Origin of the sequence: Microcystis sp. M_OC_Ca_00000000_C217Col (assembly GCF_007095585.1) — a bacterium.
Taxonomy (GTDB): Bacteria; Cyanobacteriota; Cyanobacteriia; order Cyanobacteriales; family Microcystaceae; genus Microcystis; species Microcystis panniformis.
Genome location: NZ_SFBV01000204.1, coordinates 1 through 10,714, shown reverse-complemented (window position 1 = coordinate 10,714; position 10,714 = coordinate 1). Strand labels below are relative to the sequence as shown.

Below are 10,714 nucleotides of genomic sequence, written 5' to 3'. Positions count from 1 at the left end.
GTACAGGATTAATTCTACTACAAAATTGGAAGGAGGGGGCAACCATCGATCCCTACCTCCCACACTCCGAGAATGATTATTATTCTTGAGGATGAATAGTTTATTTTTTGGAAGTCCCTAAGCAATACTACTGCGTTTTCTCGCTTCCTTATAAGATGTTCCCACATCCTGTAAACCGACTTTAATCATCTGTTGTTCCAAAAGGGCAAAAAAACGCAAGCGATCGCCACCTTTAATCACCGCTAAATTGTGCGCTTCCGCTAAGGCGATCGGATAACCATAACCTTTTAACACCTGGGCCAGTAAAATACTCAAAGAGCGATCGAGTAATTCTCGCTCCTCCACCACCCAAGCAGGAACCTCTACCCTAGCGATTTCCGTCCCCACATGGAGATAACAGAAGTAAATGCGATGTTCATCCCCATAAAGATCGAGTATTTTCAAAGAACTGCGCCAAAAAGGACTTCTTTGCCCCGGTTCCAATAAATAACCCCAGAGAGAAGCATCCCGGAGAGGATCGACAACGCGACAAGGGGTTTTTTCTGGGTCTAAATCACCGCAATTGATCAAGCAATTGGGAGTATCATGGGGACAAGATTGTAAACGCAGGAAATTTAAGCCTTCCGTGCTACGAGAAGCACTAATATAACCTATAAGCGGGATTTTAGCCGAGCGCAAATCGTCCCAAGACTGAAAAATCGGCGGCAAAATTAAATCTTTTGCTTCCGGGGGGAGACTATCGATAAACCAATAGATCAAAGAACCATCCACGAGGGCTAAATTTGGTTCATAATGGGCGCCGGGGGGTTTTACCCAACGAGTAGCCATTTCCGCTAACATTTGGCTTTCTAATACCGTCCGACGATAACTCATCCACTCATCCACGCGAATACCCCACTGTTTAGAAATGTAGAGGTCTTCTGATTTGTAATAGACTTCGGGAATGCTATCGAGGAGCGGGTGCAAATTTTGGCCATAGTGCAACATGATCCTACCGATATTAATTAGATAACAGTAGGCAATTTCGTGGTGAGAAGGGGCAATTTGGGAACCATCCGTGGCAAAAACGCTATGACTTTCGGGAGCGGGAAGGATAGTAATGCGGGTGTCGAGAGGTTCGATCGGTAGCGCGACAGAGAAAATTAGGCGATCGTGCCAGTTATGATAGAGTTCTAGCAGTTTTTCCTGTTGCTGTTGAGCCTGTTCTAAAAGAATTTTAGCCCGTTGCACTCGCTCACGACTAGCTGCCACTTCCTGTTGAAAATGTTGACTAATCCCGGGCATTTTTGCCGCTAATTTCGCAAGATCGAGCATAACTATCCTCTCCCTGACTTTTTTTGATTTTATCGCAATTTTGTCAATTATTGCCAAATTTATCCATAGTAATCTCCGCTTACAGCATTTATCTCAAGGGTGAGATAGGAAGTTTTCCTTTTGGGGAGTCGCTCGTCAATACCAAAAAGGAATCCTGCGTATTTAGACAATATTTCTCCTTAAGATCATTACAGTTTTGATAAGAAATAATTTGCTCATGTTGCATTCTACCCACAATAATACCAGGGTGTATTCCTATTTGTTCGGCAAATTGATTAATAGCTTTTTTACTGGGAGAATTATTGGCGATAAATCTCTGCCAATCTCTGGAATCAATTAAGAAATTAGCTGCAAAAACATCCGCCTCTTTTTCTTTAATTGTATCTTGAATATCTTGCCCCTCTAAAAATAAAATTCGTTTCCCATGTAATAAAATATGACCAGCTTCATGAAAAAAAGAAAACCAAAAATGATCATTTGTTTTGTATCGATCGCTCAATTGAATTAAAGCTCTCTGAGAACCTAACCAACGGGTAGCACCGTGTACCCTTGTTTTCGGAAGTTCAGGGACAAAGGCTAAGGCAACCCCCGCTGCCGCACAAAGCTCGATCATTTGCGGTTGAAATACTTCGATCGACTTAACAGTTAACAAACGAATTTGTCGCAAGGCATCTCTGAATTTCAACTCGTTGTAATCAGCACAATTAATTTTCGATGCTTCTATTTCTCCTTGACGCAACCATGCCGTTATTGCCCCTCGATCACTATCAAATGCTTGAGACTTTCTAAAATCAATCGATAAATTTATCCCCCAAATCTCCTCCCATTTCTCAGGGGAGACAACGGCAAAAAAATTCAAGCTCTCCCGTAATTGCTCTATTTTATCCTCATCAAACTTGAGCCAGCCTAATTCAGTCATCTGCCGATAAGGAATTTGTTTTAACCAGCCTAAATAACCTTTTAATCTTTGATTCTCGTTTTTTCTCGCTAAATATTCCCGATAAAGTCTTTCGCGCTCTATCCAGAAACTGGCGGGAGTTCCTAACACTAACTCTATCTGTAAGGCGGTATCGATAGTAATCTCCGCTTTACCTTTTATGATCTCATTGATAGTCTTTTTTGGTCTGCCCATGCGTTGGGCGAGTTCCGATTGAGATATATTTCTTTCTTCTAGGATTTCGGCAAGGGTTTCTCCCGGTGGAGAAATAAAATCCGGTGCATATCTGTTCTCAATAGTATTAGTCATGGGTGTCATCTATGCCAATAATTACGACTGCGGTTACTTTCTTCCAATCAATTCCCCCGTCTGCTTTTCGAGGAATCGGTATATTAGCTGGCTCAAAAATTAGTCTGAAGGGATGAACTAAATCTAGGGATAGTTGTCCAGCACGGTTATATAATAATTCGTGGCAACGTCCCGGCAGCGATCGCATTTACTCTAGGACAATAACTGATTTTAAGTCGTCGAGTCTTTGCCTGATTTTCTTAGCCATCTTCTCTCCATACTGTTTTTTCAGTAGTCTTTGGCTATTGCATTCGTTCTCAAATTTTTTTTGGCTCTTCGGTTTATTTTTTGTCAATTATTTTTCTCTAGAGCGAACTAATCAATTAAGTCTCTTGCCAGATAAGGATTTAGTCGATTTATGCTCCCCTATCGAACCATACCAAGTAACGAAGAGCCTTTTTTTTCCTTAAAGACAATATCCATTGTAGATGAACCTTGGAATATTGTTAACCTTTGAGGTTAACAATATTTTATGATAGCCTCTGGTGCATCCAGTACAAAAGCTCTAAATATAGCGTTAAGAGCTAATAGTCTAGACACCAGTTCTGAAAATGAGGTTAGCTAGAGACAGTTTTTCAGATATTGGCCGATTAATCAGGTGATAATTATCGCTAAAATTGCACCATCAAGCCAAAACAACGAAGCTGTAATTTTATCGCCTAATAACGCCCGAATTGAGTGCCACCGCCGCCCAAGAAAAAGACAATCTCTAACCTCTAAACCGGAGAAAAGCACCACAAGCGACTTGACAACAGGAGCGACAATTTGCTATAATGACCTTTTGTCAACGATTTGACCTTCGGTAATAGGAGTTCAGAGTAACCTTAGATACAGCCCTATCATGCCCACCATTCAGCAATTAATACGCGACGAAAGATCCAAAGCGAAAAGAAAAACCAAATCTCCCGCCCTCAAACAATGCCCCCAACGTCGGGGAGTTTGTACAAGAGTATATACCACCACACCGAAAAAACCCAACTCAGCCCTACGGAAAGTGGCTAGGGTACGTTTGACCTCTGGATTTGAGGTGACAGCCTACATCCCGGGCATTGGTCATAACCTACAAGAACACTCCGTCGTCCTCATTCGGGGCGGTCGGGTCAAAGATCTACCTGGAGTCAGATATCACATCATTCGCGGCACCCTCGATGCCACCGGGGTGAAAAACCGTCAAAAGGCGCGGTCTAAGTACGGAACCAAACGCCCCAAACCCGCCGCTAAATAAACAGGGAATTGATTAACCAAAAAAATACTCCCACCGAGTCGGTCAAAGTTAACCCAAGAGACCGAAAACTCGCAGGAGGGGGTTTGAGATGGGCTGTAATCATCCGACTGTCAAGCAAAAGTTAAAGTTAACCTAGAAAATTCAGGAATATTCCGATGTCTCGCCGTAAAAACGTCAAAAAACGTCCTATTCCCCCCGATCCCGTTTACAATAGCTGTTTAGTCAGCATGACCATCCGCCGGATTATGCGCTCGGGCAAAAAGTCCCTGGCCGCTAACATCGTTTACGATGCCCTGAAAACCGTCGGCGAACGTACCGGTCAAGAACCCCTAGAAGTATTTGAAAAAGCCGTTAAAAACGCCACCCCCCTAGTGGAAGTGAAAGCCCGTCGGGTCGGTGGAGCCACCTATCAAGTGCCGATGGAAGTACGCAGCAACCGTGGTAGTACATTGGCACTGCGTTGGTTAGTCCATTATGCCAGAACCAGAGGCGGCAAAACCATGGCAGGTAAACTGGCCAACGAGATCATGGATGCCGCCAATGAAACCGGCGGCACAATCAAAAAACGGGAAGAAACCCACCGGATGGCAGAGGCAAACAAAGCCTTTGCCCACTATCGTTACTAAGAAAGATACTTTAAAGATACTTTAAGGGCGGTGGATCACACCGCTGCCGCCAAAAAACTGTCAAGAAAAGTATAGAATTGTAAATAGTGTAAAAAATCCTAGAACAAAACCCCATCACTGGCAAGCAAAGCAAGGAGGTTGCTGTGGCACGGACTATCCCGCTAGAGAGAGTGCGAAACATCGGAATCGCCGCTCACATAGACGCGGGCAAAACAACGACAACAGAAAGAATCCTGTTCTACACGGGAGTCGCTCATAAACTGGGCGAAGTCCACGACGGAACGGCAATTACCGACTGGATGGAACAGGAACGGGAGCGAGGAATCACCATCACCGCCGCCGCCATCAGTACCAGTTGGCAAGATCATCGCATCAACATCATTGACACCCCCGGCCACGTTGATTTCACCATTGAAGTGGAACGTTCCATGCGGGTACTCGATGGAGTAGTAGCGGTTTTCTGCTCTGTGGGTGGTGTACAACCCCAATCGGAAACCGTCTGGAGACAAGCCGATCGGTACAAAGTACCCCGGATTGCCTTTATCAACAAAATGGACAGAACGGGAGCGAACTTCTTCAAAGTTTACGAACAATTAAGAGATCGCCTTAGAGCTAACGCCGTTCCCATCCAAATGCCGATCGGCGCAGAAAGCGAACTGAGCGGGATCGTTGATCTCGTCAAGATGCGCGCCTATATATATAAGGACGATCTAGGGAAAGACATAGAAGAAACCGACATTCCCGAAGACTTATTGAAAAAGGCCGAAGAATTCCGCGTGCAGCTAGTGGAAGCTGTAGCAGAAGCTGATGAAGAACTCCTAGAAAAATATCTAGAAGGTGAAGAACTCACCGAAGCCGAAATCAAACGCGGTCTCAGGGAAGGGACGATTGCTGGTACAATTGTTCCCGTCCTCTGCGGCTCGGCTTTCAAAAACAAAGGGGTACAACTGCTCCTCGATGCCGTCGTCGATTACCTACCCTCACCCTCGGAAGTAGCCGCCGTTAAAGGGGTTCTCCCCGATGGCAGCGAGGCAATCCGGGAAGCTAAGGACGATGCGCCCTTCTCGGCCCTGGCCTTCAAAATCATGGCCGATCCCTTCGGTCGTTTAACCTTCCTGCGGGTCTATTCCGGTGTACTAGCCAAAGGCAGCTACGCCTACAACTCCACCAAAGGAACCAAAGAACGGATCGCTCGCCTGATCGTCCTCAAATCCAACGAACGGATTGAAGTGGATGAACTGCGCGCCGGTGATCTAGGAGCGGCGATCGGACTGAAAAACACCATTACCGGGGATACCCTCTGTGATGAGAAGAACCCGATTATCCTAGAATCCCTCTTTATCCCCGAACCGGTTATCTCCGTGGCGGTGGAACCGAAAACCAAACAGGACATCGAGAAACTCAGCAAAGCTCTGCAAGCTCTCTCCGATGAGGATCCCACCTTCCGGGTCAAAGTTGATCCCGAAACCAATCAAACGGTAATCGCTGGGATGGGAGAACTGCACCTGGAAATCCTCGTCGATCGAATGCTCCGGGAGTACAAAGTCGAAGCAACCGTGGGCGCTCCCCAAGTTGCCTATCGGGAAACCGTCCGCAAACCCGTGCGGGCCGAGGGTAAATTTATCCGTCAAAGTGGTGGTAAAGGACAGTACGGCCACGTCGTCATCGAACTAGAACCGGGTGAACCGGGTTCGGGCTTTGTCTTCGTCTCCAAAATTGTCGGTGGTGCTATCCCCAAAGAATACATCAACCCGTCAGAACAAGGGATGAAAGAAGCTTGCGAATCGGGGATCGTAGCGGGTTATCCCGTCATCGACCTGAAAGCAACCTTGGTAGATGGTTCTTTCCACGATGTGGATTCCTCCGAGATGGCCTTTAAGATTGCCGGTTCCATGGCGATCAAAGAAGCGGTGATGAAAGCTGGTCCCGTTCTCCTAGAACCGATGATGAAGGTCGAAGTGGAAGTACCCGAAGACTTCATCGGTAACGTCATCGGTGATCTTAACTCCCGTCGGGGACAAATCGAAGGTCAAGAAACCGAGACCGGCATCGCCAAAGTCTCCGCTAAAGTTCCCCTGGCGGAAATGTTTGGTTACGCCACTGATATTCGCTCCAAAACCCAAGGACGCGGCATCTTCACCATGGAATTTAGCCATTACGAAGAAGTCCCCCGCAACGTGGCCGAGACGATTATCACCAAAAGTAAAGGGAACGGTTAATCAGTGACCAGTGACCAGTGAGCAGTGAGAATAAACCGATCATTTAAATTCGATCGGTCAACTCTAATAACTGCTAACTTAAAACTGATCTCCGGTAACTGATTACTGTTCACCCACCTGAAGAAGAAAAAAAACAAAGGAACAGAAAGTAAATGGCACGCGCTAAATTTGAACGGACGAAACCCCACGTTAACATCGGTACGATCGGTCACGTTGACCACGGCAAAACTACCCTCACCGCCGCTATCACGATGACCCTAGCGGCTCTGGGTAATGCCCAAGCTAAAAAATACGATGAAATCGATGCCGCTCCCGAAGAAAAGGCTCGCGGGATCACCATCAACACCGCTCACGTTGAGTACGAAACTGCTGATCGCCACTATGCACACGTGGACTGCCCTGGCCACGCCGACTATGTAAAAAACATGATCACCGGTGCGGCACAGATGGACGGTGGTATTCTCGTGGTCTCGGCTGCTGATGGCCCGATGCCCCAAACCCGGGAACATATCCTGCTGGCTCGTCAGGTGGGTGTACCTAACCTTGTGGTCTTCCTCAACAAAAAAGATATGGTGGATGATGAGGAATTACTGGAACTCGTGGAACTGGAAGTGCGCGAACTTCTCAGCAATTACGAATTCCCCGGCGACGATATCCCCATTATTGCCGGTTCTGCTAAAGAAGCCCTCGACTACATGACCAAAAATCCCAAGGCCCAAAAAGGCGAAAACGAGTGGGTAGATGCGATTTATGAATTAATGGACGCGGTAGATAGCTATATCCCCACCCCCGAACGGGCGGTAGATAAACCCTTCCTGATGGCGGTAGAAGACGTATTCTCGATTACCGGTCGGGGGACGGTAGCTACCGGTCGGATCGAACGCGGTATTGTGAAAGTGGGTGATAACGTGGAATTGGTCGGGATCAGAGCAACTCGCCCCACCACCGTTACTGGGATCGAAATGTTCAAGAAAAGTCTCGACCAAGGGATGGCCGGCGACAACGCTGGTATCCTCCTGCGTGGTATCCAAAAAACCGACATCGAGCGCGGCATGGTGATCGCTAAACCGGGTACAATCAAACCCCACACCCAGTTTGAAGGTGAGGTATATGTGTTAAGTAAAGAAGAGGGTGGTCGTCACACTCCTTTCTTTAAAAACTATCGTCCTCAGTTCTATGTGCGGACAACCGACGTAACTGGCACTATCCAAGACTACACCGCCGATGATGGCAGCAGCGTAGAAATGGTCATGCCGGGAGACCGGATCAAAATGACCGTGGAACTGATCAACCCGATCGCTATTGAAGAGGGTATGCGCTTCGCTATTCGCGAAGGTGGTCGTACCATCGGTTCTGGCGTTATCTCCAAAATTATCAAGTAGGCTGATCTACTAATTAACGGGGCAGTTAATGACGAAAAACTGCTCCGTTACTGTCTTTATTTTGTACCTTGACAATTGCAATAGGTGAAATTATGGCTACGTTACAACAACAGAAAATTCGCATTCGTTTGAAAGCTTTTGACCAGCGCTTACTCGATACTTCCTGTGAGAAGATTGTCGATACTGCCAATAGAACTAACGCCACAGCGATCGGACCAATTCCCCTACCGACAAAAAGAAAGATTTATTGTGTCCTGCGTTCCCCTCACGTTGATAAGGACTCCCGTGAACATTTTGAAACCCGCACCCATCGCCGCATTATTGATATTTACCAACCCTCTTCTAAGACAATCGATGCCTTGATGAAATTAGATTTACCCGCAGGGGTTGATATTGAAGTTAAATTGTAAAAAATGCCAAAAAGATGTTATCGCTAACATCTTTTTTTCTTAGAGACTCTTTGTTATGGTGTTTCTCGTCTAGTTTTTGTGGACGAGAATCGCTATTAAATACCCCAGCAGCCCATCAAGGCCTCAAAAAGTGCCAGCCATTGGAGGGATCGGGGCGAAAATTCCTGGACTTTTTCCCTGAAAATTAGGTAATTGACCGTCTGAAAATGGGTAAAACCCTACACCCCACACCCCACACCCCACACCCTGCCCCCACGAAAAACTTTTTCAGCAGACCCTAAATATTGATACTATTGGGGATGCGAGAGGGTTTCAGGAAAATATAAGGCGTAAATCGGGTTAAATTGCGCCGATCGATCTGATTTTCGATCGCCTTTAATTTAGCTTGGAAAACCGCCAAAATCGGGTAAGTGCGTTGATCTGGGAAAGCACTTCGGGATGGATAGCCAAAACGGTTAAATTGAAAAGCTGTTAAAGTCTGCATAATTTCCAATTGATAAGCGGCCTGGGCCTGGGGGGGCAAAAGACGGAGAATATAATCTATATCCACCTGCTCAGCTGCTTTGGGAGGAGATTGATAACCCGCTAGGGGAATATTCGGGCAAAAGGCGAGATAATCGTATTGAGGATAATTAACCGCCGCGTGTTGTGGTCCGGCCACAAAAATTATCTGGGTGACAACTTCGATTAATTTGGCCAAAGTGTCTAATTCTCCTTCAGAAACTAATTTTTTGATGCCTCCACCTTCAGGTGACATCAATGTTCGCACCCAAGCTTGTAATTCTGTATCCTCATTTACGTCCGCATCGGAAGTATAGTAAAGACTTAGGTAATCTTTGACGTAGGTTTCCGTTGCTTGCCAAAGTAAGAGAGCATCGTCTCGGTAGGGGTAATCTGGTAGTAGCGAGGTATCCTGGACTTGGCGCAATTCTAATTGCTTTGGTAGGGCATAATCGGCGAAATTATCTAATCTTTGACGATAGGAACTCTTAATTAGCTCGATCGATGCTTCTAGCGTCCCCGCTAATAGACGATCAACGAATCCGCCGGGGTTAATTAACTCGCTCTCGGCTAAACTATTAATAGCGAGGGTAAATTGAAAATGAGGTCTTAATAGAATTGCCAGAGGATGATTAAGTGCTAACTCGGTAGCTGTGGCTAAAACAAAAGCTTCCGCTACTAAATGGGTATGGCTGAGGTGACTAACTAATTCATGGTGATTTCCGTCGGCAATTTGGACGAAAATTTTCGCCATTAACCAATTAAGTCCGTCATCGGGGGTATAGATGCGCTGATTAGGTTGAGTCGGATCTTGATATAATTGAATGGCAACTGGTACTAATCCCCCTTGACCCCGTAAACCTCTAGCACGCCAACAGAAAAGGACAAGAGGTGCTGTTACAGTTTTCATACCCTTTTGATAACTGCCTAAAGTTAGGTTGTTTAGGGGGGCATAATCTGCTAGAAATAAGTTACCCTTAGCGGCTTCCGAGGCAATGGTTTTATCAGGTCCCATGGCTTTTTGGAAGATAGCATCGCTGACGGGAAAATTATCCGGTAAGCTGCTAATCCCGCGGATGACCATGGGATTTGCTCCCGCTAATCTTTGGTAGGCAAAACTTGTGTTAGATTGCCAAGTTTTAATGCTTGTGGGTTGGGGAAGGATGGGAAAAAGTTCTTCGTAATCTTCTAATTTGTCGAAGGGATCAAAGACGTTTTCTATTCTCGTGGCCACGCCATTGGCAATTAAAGCACTGAAACCTTTACCCCGCATTACTTGATAGGAAATAGAAAAGTTTTCGTGGGTAGGTAAATCTTTGACGAGGGTGATACCATTAACGGAATCATAGATGTACACTTGTTTTTGTCGTCTTAATAGCTCTTGTCTTTTGGCTGGATCAGGATCATTTTGGGGTAGCGATGGTGTCAGCAAAGTAACTCCTTGTCTAAAAAATTATAACTTAAAAAGTTTAGTCTTTTTCATGACAATAATAGGCTAGTCAAGGTAAGTAATTACCTCCAACAAAAGGGTCTTTTGAGGTAAATTACTGGCTAGATATAGTGTCATCTATTATATACAGTTACAACTGGGTTAGATTCCCGAAATATTGCCTCTGTTTGCAAAACTTAATATATTAAGCTTTTACGCATTTAAGTTACATTGACAGCATTACCCTTATTTTTAAGTTTTCTACTCCATTTAATAATCAATCCCCCTTCATTTAAAAGCTGATTGACTACTTTTTCCAGTTC

Annotated in this window: 8 protein-coding genes and 1 pseudogene; 5 read left to right on the top strand and 4 right to left on the bottom strand. The window is 45.6% G+C overall.

What is annotated here, in order from left to right:
- Nucleotides 1-117: 117 nt before the first annotated feature.
- The 3 genes and pseudogenes from EWV66_RS12365 to EWV66_RS24135 form a co-directional block, all read right to left on the bottom strand.
- Nucleotides 118-1,314, bottom strand: a complete 1,197-nt coding sequence (locus tag EWV66_RS12365) for a DNA double-strand break repair nuclease NurA (protein ID WP_287109186.1) — start codon at nucleotides 1,312-1,314, stop codon at nucleotides 118-120.
- Between the two features lie 88 nt (nucleotides 1,315-1,402).
- The gene (locus EWV66_RS12360) at nucleotides 1,403-2,560 is read right to left on the bottom strand and encodes a HigA family addiction module antitoxin (RefSeq protein WP_287109184.1); all 1,158 of its coding nucleotides are present in this window, start codon (nucleotides 2,558-2,560) and stop codon (nucleotides 1,403-1,405) included.
- A pseudogene (locus EWV66_RS24135) lies at nucleotides 2,553-2,894 on the bottom strand (type II toxin-antitoxin system RelE/ParE family toxin). Before EWV66_RS24135 ends, EWV66_RS12360 begins: the two are co-directional and overlap by 8 nt.
- Nucleotides 2,895-3,440: 546 nt before the next feature.
- Here EWV66_RS24135 and rpsL point away from each other — a divergent pair.
- From rpsL to rpsJ, 5 genes are all read left to right on the top strand, one after another.
- On the top strand, nucleotides 3,441-3,824 hold the full coding sequence (gene rpsL, locus EWV66_RS12350) for a 30S ribosomal protein S12 (RefSeq protein WP_002740176.1): 384 nt from the start codon (nucleotides 3,441-3,443) through the stop codon (nucleotides 3,822-3,824).
- A 155-nt stretch (nucleotides 3,825-3,979) separates the two neighbouring features.
- Complete coding sequence (rpsG, locus tag EWV66_RS12345) at nucleotides 3,980-4,450, top strand: 30S ribosomal protein S7 (protein ID WP_002758831.1); 471 nt, start codon at nucleotides 3,980-3,982, stop codon at nucleotides 4,448-4,450.
- Nucleotides 4,451-4,593: 143 nt separating this feature from the next.
- Entirely contained in the window at nucleotides 4,594-6,669 is a 2,076-nt protein-coding gene (gene fusA / locus EWV66_RS12340; protein ID WP_287108261.1) for an elongation factor G, read from the top strand.
- A 152-nt stretch (nucleotides 6,670-6,821) separates the two neighbouring features.
- A complete protein-coding gene (tuf, locus tag EWV66_RS12335) occupies nucleotides 6,822-8,051 on the top strand; it encodes an elongation factor Tu (RefSeq protein WP_052276543.1) in 1,230 nt (409 codons plus the stop codon).
- A 92-nt stretch (nucleotides 8,052-8,143) separates the two neighbouring features.
- The gene (gene rpsJ / locus EWV66_RS12330) at nucleotides 8,144-8,461 is read left to right on the top strand and encodes a 30S ribosomal protein S10 (RefSeq protein ID WP_002740287.1); all 318 of its coding nucleotides are present in this window, start codon (nucleotides 8,144-8,146) and stop codon (nucleotides 8,459-8,461) included.
- A 277-nt stretch (nucleotides 8,462-8,738) separates the two neighbouring features.
- Here the strand turns inward: rpsJ and EWV66_RS12325 are convergent, their stop codons facing one another.
- The gene (locus tag EWV66_RS12325; RefSeq protein ID WP_072927101.1) at nucleotides 8,739-10,394 is read right to left on the bottom strand and encodes a lipoxygenase family protein; all 1,656 of its coding nucleotides are present in this window, start codon (nucleotides 10,392-10,394) and stop codon (nucleotides 8,739-8,741) included.
- Nucleotides 10,395-10,714: the final 320 nt, after the last annotated feature.